This window comes from Williamsia sp. Y853, from assembly GCF_056786495.1.
Genome location: NZ_JBXCJC010000004.1, coordinates 536946 through 553567 on the forward strand (window position 1 = coordinate 536946; position 16622 = coordinate 553567).

The 16622-nt window shown below is 61.3% G+C and carries 17 protein-coding genes; 7 read left to right on the forward strand and 10 right to left on the reverse strand.

All coding sequences use genetic code 11. The features are described 5' to 3' along the window. The first annotated feature begins 12 nt into the window (after window positions 1–12). Together AC1TPF_RS23065 and AC1TPF_RS23070 are read left to right on the forward strand one after the other, a co-directional pair. Window positions 13–993, forward strand: a complete 981-nt coding sequence (locus AC1TPF_RS23065) for a TauD/TfdA dioxygenase family protein (RefSeq protein WP_482140478.1) — start codon at window positions 13–15, stop codon at window positions 991–993. Window positions 994–1202: 209 nt separating this feature from the next. Next, entirely contained in the window at window positions 1203–3332 is a 2130-nt protein-coding gene (locus tag AC1TPF_RS23070) for a catalase (RefSeq protein WP_482145407.1), read from the forward strand. Between the two features lie 11 nt (window positions 3333–3343). Here the strand turns inward: AC1TPF_RS23070 and AC1TPF_RS23075 are convergent, their stop codons facing one another. Together AC1TPF_RS23075 and AC1TPF_RS23080 are read right to left on the reverse strand one after the other, a co-directional pair. Then, window positions 3344–3754 (reverse strand): ankyrin repeat domain-containing protein, encoded by a 411-nt coding sequence (locus tag AC1TPF_RS23075; RefSeq protein WP_482145408.1) that lies wholly within the window; start codon window positions 3752–3754, stop codon window positions 3344–3346. 67 nt (window positions 3755–3821) lie between these two features. Beyond that, the gene (locus AC1TPF_RS23080) at window positions 3822–4682 is read right to left on the reverse strand and encodes an LLM class F420-dependent oxidoreductase (RefSeq protein ID WP_482145409.1); all 861 of its coding nucleotides are present in this window, start codon (window positions 4680–4682) and stop codon (window positions 3822–3824) included. Window positions 4683–4811: 129 nt separating this feature from the next. On the opposite strand from AC1TPF_RS23080, the gene AC1TPF_RS23085 reads away from it, so the two are divergent. Further along, entirely contained in the window at window positions 4812–5459 is a 648-nt protein-coding gene (locus AC1TPF_RS23085) for a hypothetical protein (protein ID WP_482145410.1), read from the forward strand. 21 nt (window positions 5460–5480) lie between these two features. Here the strand turns inward: AC1TPF_RS23085 and AC1TPF_RS23090 are convergent, their stop codons facing one another. Next, complete coding sequence (locus AC1TPF_RS23090; protein WP_482140468.1) at window positions 5481–5759, reverse strand: SHOCT domain-containing protein; 279 nt, start codon at window positions 5757–5759, stop codon at window positions 5481–5483. Between the two features lie 24 nt (window positions 5760–5783). After that, on the reverse strand, window positions 5784–6227 hold the full coding sequence (locus AC1TPF_RS23095) for a DUF6325 family protein (protein WP_482145411.1): 444 nt from the start codon (window positions 6225–6227) through the stop codon (window positions 5784–5786). 364 nt (window positions 6228–6591) lie between these two features. On the opposite strand from AC1TPF_RS23095, the gene AC1TPF_RS23100 reads away from it, so the two are divergent. The 3 genes from AC1TPF_RS23100 to AC1TPF_RS23110 all read left to right on the forward strand — a co-directional run bounded on the left by AC1TPF_RS23100 (window position 6592) and on the right by AC1TPF_RS23110 (window position 9780). Next, window positions 6592–7128 carry a hypothetical protein gene (locus AC1TPF_RS23100; RefSeq protein WP_482140464.1) on the forward strand — a complete coding sequence of 179 codons (537 nt, stop codon included), beginning with the start codon at window positions 6592–6594 and terminating at the stop codon, window positions 7126–7128. Between the two features lie 209 nt (window positions 7129–7337). After that, a complete protein-coding gene (locus AC1TPF_RS23105) occupies window positions 7338–9050 on the forward strand; it encodes a tyrosinase family protein (protein ID WP_482145412.1) in 1713 nt (570 codons plus the stop codon). Between the two features lie 16 nt (window positions 9051–9066). Beyond that, on the forward strand, window positions 9067–9780 hold the full coding sequence (locus AC1TPF_RS23110) for a copper chaperone (protein WP_482140460.1): 714 nt from the start codon (window positions 9067–9069) through the stop codon (window positions 9778–9780). Between the two features lie 16 nt (window positions 9781–9796). On the opposite strand, the gene AC1TPF_RS23115 is transcribed toward AC1TPF_RS23110, so the two are convergent. After that, window positions 9797–10381 (reverse strand): TetR/AcrR family transcriptional regulator, encoded by a 585-nt coding sequence (locus tag AC1TPF_RS23115; protein ID WP_482140459.1) that lies wholly within the window; start codon window positions 10379–10381, stop codon window positions 9797–9799. Window positions 10382–10868: 487 nt separating this feature from the next. Between AC1TPF_RS23115 and AC1TPF_RS23120 the strand changes: the two genes are divergently transcribed. Beyond that, entirely contained in the window at window positions 10869–11333 is a 465-nt protein-coding gene (locus AC1TPF_RS23120; protein WP_482140458.1) for a hypothetical protein, read from the forward strand. A gap of 225 nt (window positions 11334–11558) precedes the next feature. Here AC1TPF_RS23120 and AC1TPF_RS23125 read toward each other — a convergent pair whose 3' ends face one another. The 5 genes from AC1TPF_RS23125 to AC1TPF_RS23145 all read right to left on the reverse strand — a co-directional run bounded on the left by AC1TPF_RS23125 (window position 11559) and on the right by AC1TPF_RS23145 (window position 16375). Next, window positions 11559–12944 carry an ABC transporter substrate-binding protein gene (locus AC1TPF_RS23125; protein ID WP_482145413.1) on the reverse strand — a complete coding sequence of 462 codons (1386 nt, stop codon included), beginning with the start codon at window positions 12942–12944 and terminating at the stop codon, window positions 11559–11561. A 39-nt stretch (window positions 12945–12983) separates the two neighbouring features. Then, window positions 12984–13187 (reverse strand): ferredoxin, encoded by a 204-nt coding sequence (locus AC1TPF_RS23130; protein WP_482141429.1) that lies wholly within the window; start codon window positions 13185–13187, stop codon window positions 12984–12986. An 11-nt stretch (window positions 13188–13198) separates the two neighbouring features. After that, on the reverse strand, window positions 13199–13942 hold the full coding sequence (locus tag AC1TPF_RS23135; RefSeq protein WP_482140454.1) for an SDR family NAD(P)-dependent oxidoreductase: 744 nt from the start codon (window positions 13940–13942) through the stop codon (window positions 13199–13201). 32 nt (window positions 13943–13974) lie between these two features. Continuing rightward, on the reverse strand, window positions 13975–15312 hold the full coding sequence (locus AC1TPF_RS23140) for a cytochrome P450 (RefSeq protein WP_482140452.1): 1338 nt from the start codon (window positions 15310–15312) through the stop codon (window positions 13975–13977). Window positions 15313–15631: 319 nt separating this feature from the next. Beyond that, window positions 15632–16375 (reverse strand): TetR/AcrR family transcriptional regulator, encoded by a 744-nt coding sequence (locus AC1TPF_RS23145; protein ID WP_482145414.1) that lies wholly within the window; start codon window positions 16373–16375, stop codon window positions 15632–15634. Window positions 16376–16622: the final 247 nt, after the last annotated feature.

Below are 16622 nucleotides of genomic sequence, written 5' to 3' on the forward strand. Positions count from 1 at the left end.
AAAGGAATAGTCATGACCGCAGTAGCCGAGTTCGATCGGACCACCGCAGGTATCAGTGCCGAGGAGATCTATGCAGCCGGTGGGATCACCGTCCACAAGGTGGGTGAACACATCGGTGCCCGGATCGAGGGCGTTCACCTCTCAGGCGATCTCTCCGCAGAGACCGCGTTGGCGATCCGGTATGCACTCGCGACCAACAGTGTCGTGTTCTTCCGGGGGCAGGATCATCTCGATGACGCCTTGCAGTACGAGTTCGCGGGCACCCTGGGCCTCCAGACCACCACGCATCCCACTCTGACCTCGGCCGAGAACAAGATGTTGATCATCGATGGCGCGGCCAGCAGCTGGCACACCGACGTCACGTTCATCGACCGGATCCCGAAGGCGTCGATCCTTCGCGCCACCACCATTCCCGAATACGGCGGTGCGACCACTTGGGCGTCGACCACAGCGGCCTACAACCAGCTCCCGGAATCGCTGGTGCATCTGGTCGAGAACCTGCGTGCCGTCCACACCAATGCGTACGACTACGCCGAGGCCTCCCAGAACATCAAAGTGCCCGCCGACGGTGCCGCCAACTACGGCAACTTCACCCGTGAGATCTACGAAACCGAGCATCCGGTGGTCCGCGTGCATCCCGAAACAGGGGAGAAGACGCTGCTGCTCGGACATTTCGTCAAGGAGTTCGTCGGCCTCAAGCCATCAGAGACCACCGCGCTCTTCCAGTTGCTGCAGGCTCGGATCACCAAGCTCGAGAACACCGTTCGTTGGGCATGGGAGCCGGGCGACCTGGCGATCTGGGACAACCGTTCCACGCAGCACTACGGGATCTCCGATTACGGCAACCAGGCCCGCAGTGTGCACCGGGTAACCCTTGCCGGCGATCTCCCCGTCGATGTCCACGGCAACACCAGCCGCGTCATCAAGGGCGACGCATCGCACTTCTCGGTCATCGAGGACACGCAGCGCTTGCCGGGGTTTGCCGTCCGCTGACGCCGACGTCGGGTGGATGGTCTCGGTGACCGGTGGTCCAGGTCCCTCCAAAGGGCGCCCGGGGTGTGATTGGGAATCGGGTGGGTGGGTATACGCGCTCTGCACGGTTCAGAAGCGGTAGCCGGCGGTTGTTGTCGCGCAGGTGCGTGCACCCAGCGCGTCAACGACTTCTCCGATACAACCCAGACTTCGAAGAAAGCAGAGTGGACATGCCTCCTTCACCCCGTCCGGATCAATCATCACCCGCGCCGGTCGGCCCGACCGGTGCCTCGGACACCCGCGCACAGCAGGGCGAATTTCTCACCACCGCCCAGGGGCTGCGGTTACCCGATACGCATCATTCGCTCAAGGCCGGAGAGCGCGGGCCCACCCTCCTCGAAGACTTCCATCTGCGCGAGAAGATCACGCATTTCGACCATGAGCGCATCCCAGAGCGGGTCGTACACGCCCGGGGCGCGGCCGCGCACGGAACTTTTCAGTCTTACGGCACTGCCAAATCGGTGACGAAGGCGGGCTTCCTCGCTGAAAAGAATCGTAAAACGGACGTCTTCGTACGCTTCTCGACAGTGTTGGGATCGCGTGGCTCGGCGGACACCGTACGCGACACCCGTGGATTCGCCACCAAGTTCTACACCGAAGAAGGCACCTTCGACCTCGTCGCGAACAACATCCCCGTCTTCTTCATCCAGGACGGCATCAAGTTCCCGGACGTCATCCACGCCGGTAAGCCCCAACCCGACATCGAGTTGCCGCAGGCGCAGTCGGCCCATGATGGGTTCTGGGACTTCGTGTCCCTGCACACCGAGGCCACCCACCACGTCATGTGGAACATGAGTGACCGCGGTATTCCGCGCTCGTACCGGACCATGGAGGGTTTCGGCGTCCATACCTTCCGGCTGGTTGCCGCGGATGGCACCACCAGCCTGGTGAAGTTCCACTGGAAGCCCGTGGCCGGTGTGCATTCGCTGGTGTGGGAAGAAGCGCAGATCGCAGCAGGCGTCGACCCCGACTTCCATCGGCGCGACATGGCCGACGGCATCAAGGCCGGGGCGCCCCTCGAATACGAGCTCGGCATCCAGGTGATGCCCGACGACGGCACCGAGACGTTCGAGGGTATCGATCTGCTCGACCCCACCAAACTGGTGCCGGAAGAGCTCGCACCGGTGCAGTTGATCGGAAAACTGACACTCGACGCGAATCCGACCAACTTCTTCGCCGAAACCGAACAGGTCGCCTTCCACACCGGCCACCTCGTTCCGGGTATCGAGGTCACCAACGATCCGTTGATGCAGGCGCGACTGTTCTCATACCTCGACACTCAGCTCACCCGGCTCGGAGGACCAAACTTCGCGCAGCTGCCGATCAACCGTCCGCACGCTCCGGTCAACGACATGCACCGAGACGGTTTCCATCAAACCGCCGTCCACACCGGACTCGCGCCATACCGCGACAACAGCATCGACGACGATGAACCGGTGTTTGCCGGGGATGAAGATCGTGGCTATGTCCAGACCGAGCGGGTCATCGAAGGCCGGGCCGTACGTGCCAATCCGGTGTCGTTCGACGACCATTTCACGCAACCGGCGATGTTCTATCGCAGTCTGACCCCGATCGAACAGGACCATATCGTCGAGGCCTTCACGTTTGAACTGGGCAAGGTGTTCGAGCAGTCCATCAAGGAACGTGAGCTGCAGGTGCTGGCGAACGTCGACACCGACCTCTGCGAACGTGTCGCTGCCGGGCTGGGTCTGCCTGCGCCCAAGGGCGAACCGGTCCCCGACGTCATCACCTCCCCGGCCCTGTCGCAGGTGATCGTCGAGCCCGGTCCGATCGCGGGACGCAAGATCGGTGTCATCGCAGATCAGAACTCTGACCTGAGCGGAATCGACAAACTGCGCAGCGCGGCCGAAGGCAAAGGCGCGACCGTGCACGTCATCGCGCCGGTCGGCGGCGTGCTCGGCAAGGCGGCGCGAAAGCAGATCGTCGAGCGGACATTCCTGACGGTCCGGTCCATCGAGTTCGACGCGCTGGTCGTTGCTGCAGGCACTACGCCTTCTGACAACATCAAGCTGGTCCTCCTGCTGCAGGAGGCGTTCCGACACTGCAAGGCGATCGGAGCCTGGGGTGACGGCGCCGCGATACTCGAGGCTGCAGGCATCGCGCTGGATGATCCTGGTGTGGTGGTGGGTGATTCGGCAGTCAAGGCGTTCAACGAGTCACTCTTGGCCGCGCTGGGTCTGCACCGTGCATGGGATCGTGCCCCTGCTGTCATGAATTCTGCAGTGCCGCCCTCTGTTCCGGATCGACCGGAAAAGAAGCGGCAAGCGAAGAAGAAGTAGTCCCGGAGGCGTCAGGGCTCGATCAGCATTGCGGCCATATCGTCGAGTTGAAAGTACTCGGCCACGGCCGTGGCTGATCGAGCCCCTCCGTGTGGGTCGGCCCCCGCAGCGAGCAGTGCCCGCACCACGACTTCACTCCGGCGAAAGACCGCTGATCCCAACGCAGTTTGGCCATTGTCGTTGACGCGTTCGACGTCTGCGTCGGCTGCGAGCAGAACTCGGACAGCCTCGATGTGGCCGTAGTAGGACGCCAAAATCAACAACGTGTCGCCGCGGTCGTTGGTCAGATTCACCGGACCGCCGATGTCGAGAAATGACTGCAGCGCCGCGTGGTCACCCTGTCGTGCCCAATCGAAGGCGCTCTGGAAGAGTTCGAGTTCTTGCTCCGTGAGATTCACACTGACCTCCTGGTTGTTGGGCATGCCGCGAGTACCCAACGGCGCGGCAATCGACACCAGATGTCCGGATCGGCCACGACCTGACGGTCTGTCAGTTCAGGGCGGCAGCCAGTCGACGCCACTGCTCGCGGGGATAGGCGGCCGGATCGGCGTCGAGGACCTGCACGCATACGTGGTCGGCGCCGGCGGCGTGGTGTTCCCGGACTCTTCCGAGGATTGCGTTCTCGTCACCCCAGACAATGATCGAGTCGAACACCCGGTCGCTGACGGTGTCGAGGTCTTCTTGGGTGAATCCCGACCGCAGGAGGTTGTTGGCGTAGTTCGGGAGTTTCAGGTAGTTGCCTAGCCATTCGGTGCCGATGATCCGGGCCTGATCGCGATCTGTGGTCAGGATGGCGGTCTGCTCGGGAAGGAGCAGTGGTCCGGCGCCGAGTGCTTCTCGGGCCTGCGCGGTGAACTCCGGTGTGACCAGGTACGGGTGGGATCCGCTGGCGCGAGTCGCGGAGAGGTGCAGCATCTTCGGTCCCAGGGCCGCGAGTACTCGCCGGTCGACGGGCACGGGCTGTTCGGTGGCATCGATGGCATCGAGATATGCCTTGGTCGCAGCCAGTGGCTTCTTGTAACGTCCGGGTTCGCCGGCGTCGACGAGCGGTGCGTGACTGACACCGATACCGAGCAGGAGACGATCGCCGTACTCGGTGACCAGACGGTGGTAGTTGGCGGCCACATCCGCCGGCTCGTGCATCCAGAGGTTGAGGATGCCGGTGGCCACCACGGCTGACTTGGTTGCCTGTAAGAGGTTGCCGACCGAGTCGAATACCGGGCCGCCGACGTCGGGGAACCAGAGCGCGGTGTATCCCAGCTCTTCCAGTTCAGACGCGGCCTCTGCTGATTCGGCGGGATCGCCGTAACGCAACTGTGAACTCCATATGCCTACCCCGGTGAGCTGCATGACTGTCTCCTCGTCCGACACCCCAGGCGCCGTCGGTGTTATTGGTGGCTGTTGTTCACGCTATCCGAACGCGCGGGTGATGCGGCGCGGGGTCCTGAAGTCGTCCGTCGCCGGCGGATACTGGGGCGCGTGCGCAACAAGAAGGCAAAACGCCCGCGAACCTCTGTGCGAGCCTGCTTCACCAGGCGTTTCGGTGACCTCCGCGGGCACCTCGACGCAGGTTCGCTGCGAGATGTCTTCACAACCAGGAAGCGAGCGCTGACGATCGGTGAGATCGACTATGCGCGTGATGTTTTCGCGGACAGCGTCGATTATGCGGTGGTTCGCATCACGCGCGGCAGCATATTTGCGATCGGTTCGCCGGTCACCCTGGGTGCGACGATTCACCTCAAGGCGGCGTGGGGACTTTTTGACGGAGACGGGTTGGAACTGACCAGGCGAGGCAGGCACACACTCATCCACGAGATGGCACACGTCTGGCAATACCAGAACGGCGGATTGGCTTACATTCCGCGGAGTTTGACCGCCCAGTTGCGTGCGGCGCTGCGTGGCGGTGGCCGTGGGGACGCATACAACTGGCGCGCCGCGCACAACGAGCAACGCCCGTGGTCGAAGTGGAATCCGGAACAGCAGGCAGCAGCAGTGGAGGACTACAACAAGCTGCTGCGCAAGACGAACGGACAGACGGCGACGCCCACTGAGGTCGCGGACCTCGCCGTACTGACCGGTTACCTCCATTACGTGTGGAGGCGCGAGGGCGCGCCGAGCTTGCGGTGAAGGGGCACACGCGCGATGTGATCAGTTATTGAGGATCTTCGCCTTTTCGGCCTCGAACTCGGCCTCGGTGAGGACTCCCTGGGCCTTGAGTTCGCCGAGTTGCTGGAGGGCGCCGATCCGGTCGACAGGAGGTGCAGCGGGCGGAGCCGGCGGCGGCGCATATTGCTGTTGTTGCGGCGCCTGCGGTTGGGCCTGTTCGGCCCAGCGCTGACCTTGGCGTCGGGAGACCCGGTTGGACACCGAGGTTGCGGTACCGGCGATGACGGCAGTGCGGGCGACCCCGCGAAGTAGTCCGGGCATGCGTGGCTCCTTGGGCTTTCGTTTTCAGAGTTCCAGTGCGTCGAGGGACGCGAGGATGGCTTGAGTCGGGACCCGTCCGGAGGCAACCAATTGTGCTCCGTTGTGTCGCAACTTGGAGGCGAAGGGTGCGGCCCAATGGTTTTCGTAGATCAGTACGGCGCCTGAACATCCCGGTTGTAAGACCGAGGCAGCCTCGTCGAGGTCGGTGCGGTCGATGAGTCCGGATGTCGCCTCGGCAAACAGGGTCACGTCGAAGTCTCCGATCAGCCCGAAGTCCTCGATGGCCACGCCGCTCACCGACCCGTCGAGTTCTTTGCGGACGAACGTCAGATCCAGCACCCGGATCACATCGCGTTCCACTAGGTCGACGAGCAGCGGAAGCGCTGAGCCGTCGGGATTGCGGTCGGCAGGGAACTCGATCACCAGATAGTCAACTGGGCCGAGGTCGTCGAAATCGAGTTCGGTCATGGTCGGGTCTCCGTTCGGAGTTCGTCAGTGCGCAGGGGAGTTGTGCAGAGACGATTTTGCGCGGGCGCAGACGGTAAGTCCTCACCCGTTCCGGATGAAATTGCCGGGAGGCGAAGGTCCACACCGGCGCCGGTGTACCGGTTTGTGCCGATGGGTTTCTTACGCGCAAGTCTGCGGGATCGGTGGAGGACGGTGCTTCTGGTGAAAGAGGATGTACTGCACTGAGTTTCCGCCTTCAGCCGAGAAATCTACGCGCCAGGAGGTGCTGTCGAACTTCTGCCGCTGCCGGTACTGGCGCGGATCGTCTTCCGACAGTCGTGTCTGCCGGGCCTGACCTTCGCAATCTATGCCATGCTTTCTCGCTATGCAGGAAAGATTCCTTCGCCTGGTCAACCGCACGCCGTTCGGTGGTGGCAATTCCTTGACGCGCGAGCAGATGGCGAGCCGGATCAGCGCCTATATCTACGGCAACATCCTGGTGCTGGCGGCGCTGATACCGGTCACGGAGTCGCACGACAAGTTCGGCATCGCGGTCATCGTCGGTGCGGCCGTCACGACCTTCATTGCACACTATTTCGCCGAACTCGTCGGCCGGTCTGTTCGCGAACATACCGTTGCCACCCGCGAGGCGCGGATGGCGGAGCTGCGCGACAGCCTGCCGATTCTGGTCGCCGCGGTGATTCCGAGTCTGATCCTCGCGCTCGCAGTGGTGGGTCTGTTCGAACCCAGGACCGCACAACTGATCGCTGAGCTGTTCATGGTTCTGCGCATCGCGACGATGAGTTACGTGATCGTGCGGATTCGTAAGGAGAAGGTGACCTCGAAAACACACTGGACCGCGATTGGTCTCGGGACGTTGGCCACGGTGATTGTTGCGTTGAAGCTCGTATTCGGGCACTGACCCAAGCCCTGTTCGTGTTGGTGGCGACCCAACTCGCGAAGCACACGCACGACTCCCCGGTGAGGACAGGTAGCGGACTACTCGTGCCAAGGCGGGCCACGAACTGGTGCGATCAACTATGGTCGCTACCAGTGGGTGTTGCGGTTCGGGTCAGAGCTGCTGAGCCCACGGTATCGGCCGATCTGTTCATCTGAACCGGAGGTCTCTCGATGCTTGTCTCCAGCCTTTTCGGTGGCGATCCGTTGTTGGAGGCGATTGCCGCCGACGGACCTCAGCGCATCTCGACCACCACGAACCGGACTGATCCAGCTGTTGCGAGGGTGCAACTGGCGCTGCTGGATTGGGATCAGGGTGCATTGCCCCGATCCGGCTCGGATGGTGTTTACGGGAGTGAGACGTCGGCCGCTATCCACCGGTTCAAACGTGACGAATTGCTGGTGCCCGATGGGCAGATCATCGACGATGTCGGGCCGCGAACGGTCCGCAGACTCGACGAGATCAGGTCGCTGGCCGAGAGTCTGATACCTCCGCCGCCGGCTCCATCGGTCCGTCTGGATGCCTGGAACCTGTCGGCGACCAACGTCTGCCATCCGATACTCGCCGCCTACGCAAGGGCGGTGGGGGTACTCAAGCTCAACAACGGTCCCGACCCTCGAAAATGGTGGTCACACCACACGCAGGTGCACGGCATGACGCCGGACCCGGGCGACGGATTGCGCAATCAGTGTCAGCACTTCTCATGGTTCTTCTTGCCATGGCACCGCATCTACCTCGATCGGTTCGAAGCGATCTGTCAAGAGATCATCGCAACGGATCTGCTGACCCCTATCGATGTCCGGCAGTCATGGGCACTGCCGTACTGGGACTACGACCGGACTGACAGCAACGCGTTGCCGCCGATCTTCCGGATGTCGCAGTTGGCCGGGCAGCCCAACCCATTGTTCGAACCAGAACGCGCACCGCGGATCAACGACCTGGTCAACCCGAAGGTGTTGCTGCCGACAGAGACCACGGCCCGCGGTTGGTTTGCGCAGAGGCGATTCGCGGCACCGTCGCCTCAACCGAGTTTCGGTGGGCCGGTGACGGGCTTCCACCATCTCAATGAATCGGGTGCTGCTGTCGCAGGCAGTGTGGAGGGCACGCCACACGGCACGGTGCACGTCGCCGTGGGTGGAGCTGCCGGAAAGATGAGCGACTTCGACCAGGCTGCGGGAGACCCGATCTTCTGGCTGCACCATGCCAACATCGACCGATTGTGGGAGGTGTGGCGGGCGAGTTCAGGCTCAGGAGCGGATGAATCCGCGTCGGCCTTCCTGGATCAAGAGTTCGCCTTCGCCGATGTTGGGGGTGGTGCGCAGAACGTTGCCGTCAGCAATGTGGTCGATCCGAGTCCGCGCCCGCACACCTATGAAGACCTGTCGATTCCGGCTTCGGCCGGTGTGTCACCCCGCGAGGAGGAGTTGGTTGTGTCTGAACACGTTCCACCGCAACGTATCGGCGCCGTCGACCAGCCGCTGGTCCTCTCCAACGGGGTGTCGCAGGCGGTCGACGTGGCCATCCCTGATCTCGACGTTGCCCGGGTGAGCGGGACCGGTCGGGTGCTGCTGTCGGTCGAACACTTCGTTGCCGAGCATCCGCCCACCACGACGTTTGGCGTCTACATAGCTTCGGGGCCTGACCCGGAGGACATCTGGGTCGGCAATCTACCGTTGTTCGGTCTCACCGAATCCATGCGGGCCGACGGTGAACACGGACTGAGCTTCACCTTCGACATCACCGACACCGTTCAGTCGTTGGTGGCGACCGGAGGGTGGGATCCGTCCAGTTTGGCGTTGCGCTTTGCGCCGGTCGGTGAAATCGACGAAGACAGTGTCGGCGTCGGTGAGGTCGAGGTCGGTTCGGTCAGCATCCTGTTCGGATGACCCGATGGTGCACATGGTGAGCACCCGTGATGTCGCGGTCCTCCGGGCTCGGCCGGAGTGGTCGGTGGTCGCCATTGCCCTGGCCGCATGGGCTGCGTGGTGCTTTCTCATGTGGCCGTCCTCAGGGGCGCAGGGCCACGCTGAACATGCAGGAGCCCAGGCGTTTTCGATCGGTCTGGCGATCAGTTCCGGGTGTATGTGGTTGCTGATGGCCGCAGCCATGATGTTGCCGTCGACCATCCCGTCCGCGCGTTACGTGGCGTTTGCCAGCCGGAATCGACACCGGCAGCGTGCAATCGGGATGTTTGTTGTGGGTTATCTTGCCGTCTGGTCGGCCTTCGGATTGCTCGTCCTTCCGGTGACGTTGCCGGCCGTGGAGTATCGATGGGTTGGGGTCGTTGCTCTGACCCTCGCCGGACTCTACGAACTCACACCACTCAAACGCATCGCGCTGCAGAGGTGTCACCGGACCCGGCCGATTCGGTTCGCAGGCCCGGCAGTGGACCGTTCGTGCCTGAGATTCGGTGTGTACCAAGGTAAGACATGTATCGAGTCTTGTGGCCCGGCGATGATCGCCGTGGTGTTGCTCGGTCATCCGTTGGTGATCAGCCTGGTTGTGGGTACGTTCCTCTTTCTCGAACGTATTGTCGCGCGCCCTGATCACCTGCGATGTTTTGCGGGATATGTGGCCATCTTCTTCCCGACCGCGATACTGCTGACTTTGGGGTAGCGGCGGAGGTGCGGTCTCAGCGTTGTGGTGCGAGGCCTCGCAGGAGCGAATCGATGACATCGATGATCAGCTGATCATCTAGGGGATCGATGGTCTTGTTGTTGGCCATTACTGCGATGCCCTGCAGCGTCGCAAAGAACAGGGTTCCGACGGTCTGTGCTCCGTCGACCAGTTCACCCTGTGCTTGACCGCGATCGATCATGGCCGCCACCGGCGCAAAACTGGCTGCGCGCGCGTGCCGCAGCTCGTCTGAAACCTCGCCCCTCCGATAGCTCGACATCAAGTCGACCAAAGCGGGGCTGTCGGTGGCAAACCGGACAAACGCCACCGCAACGTCATGCATCGTGGACACGAATGTCCGGTTGTCGGGTGCGGCCGCGGAATCGAGCGCGGTCCCGAGCCGGTGAAAACCCTCGAGCGCAAGGGATTCCAGCAATGCCGCCTTGTCGTCGAAGTGGCGTCGGGGTGCGCCGTGGCTCACCCCGACCGCCCGCGCGAGTTCGCGTAACGACAGCGCTTCGATTCCTGAAGTTCGAAGTATCTCTTCGGCTTCAACAATGAGAGCTGAACGCAGATCGCCGTGATGGTAGGCCTTATCCATGTTGCAGACCTTACCAATCCGAACCAATGTTGTCATTGGCAACATTGGTTGGCTCGGTCCTAGTGCTCCCCGCAATCAGCAAGGAAGGGCATCCCCTTGGTGGGCTACCGGACTATCCGGAAGTTTCTCCTATCACCCTGGATCCCGCGACGAGCAGGTTGGCCGAGCTACGCCGGAGTTCCCGCAGGAAAGGCGCCGATCTTGACCGTCGGCGGCTACGACATACCGGCGCACATGTTTGAGTCGTTGGAGGTTGAGATCGACAGTGACATAAAGGATCTTCTGAAGATAACGGGCACTGACCAAACATCGCCACGGACATCTCTCGACGGGGCAAACATCTGGGTAACGGTCCGAAAACTGCTACGCCGTCCTACAATACAGTCGTATGCTGTACATCTGTACAGGCACGGATCGGGAGGACGATTCCCTCCCGAATCCCGGTCGATCACGCGAAATTGGAAGGTGGCGTAAGGCTTTGGAGAACGTGGAAGATATCATCGGAAACTACACCGGGCTCTCCCGAAAGGTGCTCGACTACGGCTTGATCGTGAAGGGCATCGTTGACAATACGCAGGGGACCGAGGTCTCGGAAGAGAGCCTTGCGCCCCTGGCCGAACTGCTTGCGGTCGATGATTTTGAACGGGTCGGCAACTTCAAAGAGGTGATGACCTGGCCCGAGTACCGAACGTTCTTCAGCAACTGGGCGCCAACCGCGAACTGGGAATGTTCATTCAAGAGGATCACGGAGAAGGGAAATATCGTCTTCCTCGAACTTGAAGAGCGGGCAATTTTTGACGACTTCACCAATGTGGTCAATTCACTGTCGGTGTATGAGTTCAATGACGAAGGCAAGATCTGGCATGTGGACATCTACCTTCAGATGGCGATGCCCGACCCCGAGAAGCTCAATCTGGCAGCGAGTTACGAAGGATTTGAGGTCTCAGAGTGATGGCCCGAGTTCGGATCTGACCCCAGATCGACGCCGAGGTGTAGGACCGTTCGGGTCCTGCACCTCGGCATTTTTGTGTTGTGTCCGTGAACTGATCGGCCCCGCCGAGCGATGATTGTGGGCCTCTGGGGAACCGGACAAACAATGACGCTGCACCTCGAACTCGAGATGCAGCGTCATCGTCTTGGTGGGGAGGGCTCCGGAGAATTGCCGCCAGCGGGTGGTCTAGTTGACGTCGTCCATCGACTTGCCGACATCGGCCAGAGTCATCGGTGTACCGAAGTCGGTTGTGTTCTCGAAAACCGGTATGTTGCAGCGGTATAGGCCTTGGTCCGGCTGGAAATCGGCAGCGACCCATCCCTGTGTTGTTGATTTCTGAACATTGAAACACGGTGAGGGGGGCGTAGTTTGGGCGAGATTTTGTGAGGTGTGCAGACCGCCACCTGTCCATGCGGTCTGCTGCGTCGCAGCTTCCAGAACGCAGGTACGGGTGAGTTCGGCACCGCAGCTCGCGGCCGATTTCGCGAACAGCAGCCACGAGGAGAACGCACGGATCGAAGGGAGGGTGATCTGAGCGTCGGGCGCGTATTTCTCGTACAGTGCGGTGAGATCTGCGACTGCCTGAACTGTGTCACCGCTGTCGACCGGGGCATTTCCGCCGAGGTCCAAGAAGTTGTTCTGGGACTCTGCTGATTCTCCCGCGAGTTCGATGAACTCACTGCCGTACGCGCTGTTGTTGGTGTCGATCCAGTCCAGCTTGTAGTCCATGTCTGTCAGTGCTGCTTCCAGCTTCGGCAACTGCCGGAACTCGCCGTAGAAGATCAGACCGCGGACACCTTTGCTCTTGATCGACTGGGCGTAGGGGGTCCAATCGGCAACTCCCATTGCGGGATATACGTCGTTGTAGATGAAGGTGGCACCGGCCGCTTCGGTGGACTCGACGGCCTGTTGCCCAAGGAGTTTGGTGACCGGCGAATCGCCGTTGATGATGCCGACGGCATTGGCCGATTCCGGGTAGGTCCCCAGGAGCCAGGACCGGAACTGGAAGTAGGGGTCATACCCCGTGGTCTGACTGGGGTCGGCGCTGATCTCGAGATCTGCGCCCAGCGCGTTGAGTTGAGCTACTTGTGCAACAAAGCTCGGGAGGGCGCATTTGAGTCGTTCTTCGACCCCGAGGCCGTCGAGTCCTGATCCGCCGCCCACCAGAGCGAAGTCGTCTCGGCAGGCGGTGACCATTTGTTTGCGTACGTCCATGAGATTTGTATCCCTGGTATTGGCAACGAGTTTCCGGCCGTTGATGCCTCCGAGACCGTTGCACCAGGACGTGAACACCTTCGCGGTATCGACGAATTCTGGGTTCTTCGTGAACCCGACGTCCGTGAACACGCCGAGCTGGATCTCGTCGGCTGTCACACCCTGGGAGCTGGAACCGGCTTCGCCTGAGCCGGATTGGCAGATTCTGTCGAGATCGCCGAAGGAGTCGAGCTTGGTGTCGGCACTTGCGCTGCCGCCGGTTGTCGCTGAATCCTCGCTACCGCTACCGCGGTCGCTGCAACCTGCTATCAACAACGTTGTTGTCAGTGCCAATATGAGCACGTGAACGGATTTCATCGGGCATCCTAGGGGGTATCTGGCTGTTCGGAGTGTGGGCTAGGTATTGGACTGCAATGACATGGCAATCGCTTGGCGGGGACACGCGGCCACAGCTTTTCGAAGGGATTCCCGGTGTTCGAGGCCCGGCGTCTCATCGAGGACGGTCACGATGTCATCGTCGTCGAGTTCGAAAAGCTCGGGCGCGAGGTCGATGCACAACGAGTGCCCCTCGCACGCCTGCACATCGACGCGAACCCGCAATCGTTGGTCGGTCACATATACCAGCCTCCGTTGACGTTGATCTGTTGGCCGGTGATGTAGCCGGCATCTTCTGAGCACAAGAACTGGCACGCTGCGGCGATGTCATTGCCGGTGCCGGCTCTCTTGACCAGTGTCATGGCGGCCAGGTCTTCGACCGGGGGCAGTTTGCCCGCGGCTTCGGCGTTTCGGGCGAGTGGAGTGTCTACCAGCGACGGTGGAATTGTGTTGACCGTGATGCCGTTTCCTGCATACTCGTAAGCCAGCGCCTTTGTCAGTGCGATGACTCCGCCTTTGGAGGCCACGTAGTCGGCGCGACTTGGCGCTCCGGTCTGCGCGGCAGTTGAAGAAATCGTCACGATTCGACCCCATCCGGTTTCGACCATGTCGGCAATCACGGCCTGAATGCTGTGGAACGTCCCGTTGAGGTTGACGTCGAGGGTGTGCTTCCACTGTTCCACGCTGATCTCGGTGAACGGTTCGAAGGATGTGATGCCGGCGCTGGTGACCATGACCTGGATCGCGCCGAATTCCGTTCGGACCGCGGCGATCGCGGAGTCGACGGCCTGGCGGTCGCAGACGTCGACGTGATGCCCGCTGACCTGGAGTCCATCGGCCTGCATGGCGGTGACATGGGTGTCGAGCGCCACTTTCTGGACGTCCAGTGCTGCGACTTTGTACCCATTGCGAGCCAGCCGTTCAGTGATGGCCAGACCGATGCCCGAGGCTCCTCCGGTGACTACGGCAACTTTGTTCATAGGAGTCTTCTTTCCGAGTGGTGGTGGTCGTTTCAGGAGAAGGTGAGATGAAGGTTGCTCAGGCCGCGAATGATGTACGTGGGGTCGTACTCGTAGCGGCGGTCGCCGGCGGGCCCATGATGGGAGTCGGAAAGCGAAATATCTGTGGTGCGTTCGAGGAGTCGCTCAATGGTGACCCGCCCCTCGGCGCGAGCGAGCGGACCGCCCGGACAAGAATGTGCTCCACGACCAAAAGCGATGTGTTCCTTGACGTTATAGCGATCGATCTGGCATTCGCCGGGTTCGTCGAACTGACGCTCATCGCGATTGGCCGCGCCCGGATGGATCATGATCGTCGTCCCCGCCGGGATGTCGACACCACCGATGGTGGTCGAATGGCGGGCGAGTCGAAAGTCACTCATGGTCGGGCTCTCCAGGCGGAGTGTTTCTTCGATGAACGCGGGTATGTCACCGCGTTCGGCTCGAAGATGATTCTGAATCGCTCTGTCCTGTGCGAGGATTCGTAACGCGGAGCTGATCATCCGTGCCGAGGTGTCCTGACCTGCCCCGAAGAGGAAGGTCGCCATGCGAACGATCGCGTTCACCGGGGGAATTGAACCGTCGGGGTACGTCGCTTGCGCGAGTTGCGTCAAAACGTCCTCGTGTGGTCGGGCGCGCCGGTCTTCAACGTACGCTGTGAACTTCTTGAACATGTACTCGAGAGGGTTTTCCGTCAAAGCAGAATCATCGCCGACCGTGCCAATGGTGCTACCCGCCAGCGCATTACGGAAATCTTCACGATCGTCTTCGGGGACTCCGAGAAGGTCGGCGATGACCAGGGTGGTGAAGGGCTTGCCGTAGTCGGCGATGAACTCGCACGCACCGCGGTCGATGAAGGAATCGATGCAGGCGTCGGCGATCTCGGCCATCGCCGACTCGTTCTCTCGTAGCCTGGTCGGGGTCATGAGGCGTTTGAGCAGGGTGCGTTCGGATTGGTGGGTTTCACCATCCATGGTGACGAGGAATTCTGCCATCGGCCACTGATTTCGGTTCTGTTCGATCGCCTCGGTGATGTCATCGACATCAGGGGATACATGTAGGGGTGGGAAAGGGCCACCGACTGCGTTGCACGAGGAGAAGGTCGCTTGATCCCGATAAACTTCCACTGCCTCGGCATACCCCGTCACAGCCATGACCCCGGGGTGCGGCACCGATTGCACCGGGCACTTCGCCCGCATTGCGTCAAAGTACTCGTACGGGTCGACCGCCAACGTCTGGTCGGTGAAGAAGTCGGCACTCGAGACGTCGACCGCGGCGGCAGACGGTACTCCAAGGCCTTTCGCCGAACCCACCGTGGAGTCTGGAAAAGGCTGTTGTTCAACGTTGTTCATGATTCCTCTTTCGTCGCGCGGTTGCCGTGCCGGCGAATTCGGGGCGGCAGCCCCGGGGTCGTATCGGGTTGCCTCAGTTCACGAAGACCCGGATGATTGGAGTCGCAATACAGTCGTACAGCGGGAACCATACACTTGTATAGTCGTCGCTGACGGGTCTTTGTGAAGAACTGGCGAAATTTCGGATCACCGACGAGTGTGCCGACGGGTGTCGTGGATTTGCCGCGCTATGCGCTATCGGGCTTCATGGCGCAGCACAGAACCGCTACCTTTACGCTGAGCGGTTCTTCGCGGCCGATACCAGGCGCCGCGGACGCACTCATTCCTTGCGGGCGGTCGCTTTCCGCAACGCATGCTTCTCCAGCTCGGCTTCGGCGAGTAGGAGCTTGAGTGATCTGTTTTCGGCGCGAAGTTGCTCGATTTCCGGATCGGCACTGTCAGCTGGGGCTACGGAGGTGCGCGGCTGGTCGCCATCGGGCGGTTCGAGAGCGTTGACGTATGCCTCGAACGTCTCGATGAGTTCGTCGTGCGAGGTCGCGATTCCGACGCCCTTCTCGAGATTCAGCATCTTCGGGATGTTGGACATCAGCAGCACAAGCGCACCGGTGGAGAGTTCTTGGTTCATCGCCGAGCTGGAGATCAGCCGATCCGCCAGGGCGTCGAGTTGGATGCTGCGAAGTCTCTCTGACACGACAGCGAGCTCAGCACCGACGGACTCGCGGTGGTTTCCAAGAGCCATGAACTCGGTCATGAGCGGCCCGCTGGCCTCTTCCCAGCTGTAGTCCCAGATGGCGCGAAGTGGTTGGTTGGGGTGTGCCTCGAGTGCTTTCGTCAAACGATCGAGATTCTGTTCGGTACGTCGCTGTATCGCGGCGACGAAGACGGAATCAATTGTTGGAAAGTAATATTGGACAAGGCCGGGGGTTGCGTTCGCTTTGGCGGCCAGTGCGCGATACGTGACTCGCGGATAACCCTCTTCCAGCATCAGGCGTTCGACGCAGTCGAGCAGAGCGTCTCGAGTCTTCGACATCTCGACGCCGGTGCGCCGGGACGCTGCAGACATGTGAAACCCCCTGTTGTGCTGCAGGATCCCATTCGGATTTCGGGCCTTGCTGTGCAAGTATGCCGCATCAGTGACCCAACTGTCAGTACCGCGTCGATGCCGGCCTGGCCGCCCGGGTTGGTGTCGCCGAGCCGGAATTTTCAATTGTTCTTGATTTGAACCCCGCGAGCCCTGTACGACTGTATTGTTCGACCGACCACGTCGGTGCGATCTCGGTATCCCGATAGGACGCTGGTGGAAGGAAACC

What these genes read in the sequence shown, in the direction of transcription:
- AC1TPF_RS23065 (WP_482140478.1), top strand. Translation starts at nt 13, where the DNA reads ATGACCGCAGTAGCCGAGTTCGATCGGACCACCGCAGGTATCAGTGCC.
- AC1TPF_RS23070 (WP_482145407.1), top strand. Translation starts at nt 1,203, where the DNA reads ATGCCTCCTTCACCCCGTCCGGATCAATCATCACCCGCGCCGGTCGGC.
- AC1TPF_RS23075 (WP_482145408.1), bottom strand. Translation starts at nt 3,754, where the DNA reads ATGCCCAACAACCAGGAGGTCAGTGTGAATCTCACGGAGCAAGAACTC.
- AC1TPF_RS23080 (WP_482145409.1), bottom strand. Translation starts at nt 4,682, where the DNA reads ATGCAGCTCACCGGGGTAGGCATATGGAGTTCACAGTTGCGTTACGGC.
- AC1TPF_RS23090 (WP_482140468.1), bottom strand. Translation starts at nt 5,759, where the DNA reads ATGCCCGGACTACTTCGCGGGGTCGCCCGCACTGCCGTCATCGCCGGT.
- AC1TPF_RS23095 (WP_482145411.1), bottom strand. Translation starts at nt 6,227, where the DNA reads ATGACCGAACTCGATTTCGACGACCTCGGCCCAGTTGACTATCTGGTG.
- AC1TPF_RS23100 (WP_482140464.1), top strand. Translation starts at nt 6,592, where the DNA reads ATGCAGGAAAGATTCCTTCGCCTGGTCAACCGCACGCCGTTCGGTGGT.
- AC1TPF_RS23105 (WP_482145412.1), top strand. Translation starts at nt 7,338, where the DNA reads ATGCTTGTCTCCAGCCTTTTCGGTGGCGATCCGTTGTTGGAGGCGATT.
- AC1TPF_RS23115 (WP_482140459.1), bottom strand. Translation starts at nt 10,381, where the DNA reads ATGGATAAGGCCTACCATCACGGCGATCTGCGTTCAGCTCTCATTGTT.
- AC1TPF_RS23125 (WP_482145413.1), bottom strand. Translation starts at nt 12,944, where the DNA reads ATGAAATCCGTTCACGTGCTCATATTGGCACTGACAACAACGTTGTTG.
- AC1TPF_RS23135 (WP_482140454.1), bottom strand. Translation starts at nt 13,942, where the DNA reads ATGAACAAAGTTGCCGTAGTCACCGGAGGAGCCTCGGGCATCGGTCTG.
- AC1TPF_RS23140 (WP_482140452.1), bottom strand. Translation starts at nt 15,312, where the DNA reads ATGAACAACGTTGAACAACAGCCTTTTCCAGACTCCACGGTGGGTTCG.
- AC1TPF_RS23145 (WP_482145414.1), bottom strand. Translation starts at nt 16,375, where the DNA reads ATGTCTGCAGCGTCCCGGCGCACCGGCGTCGAGATGTCGAAGACTCGA.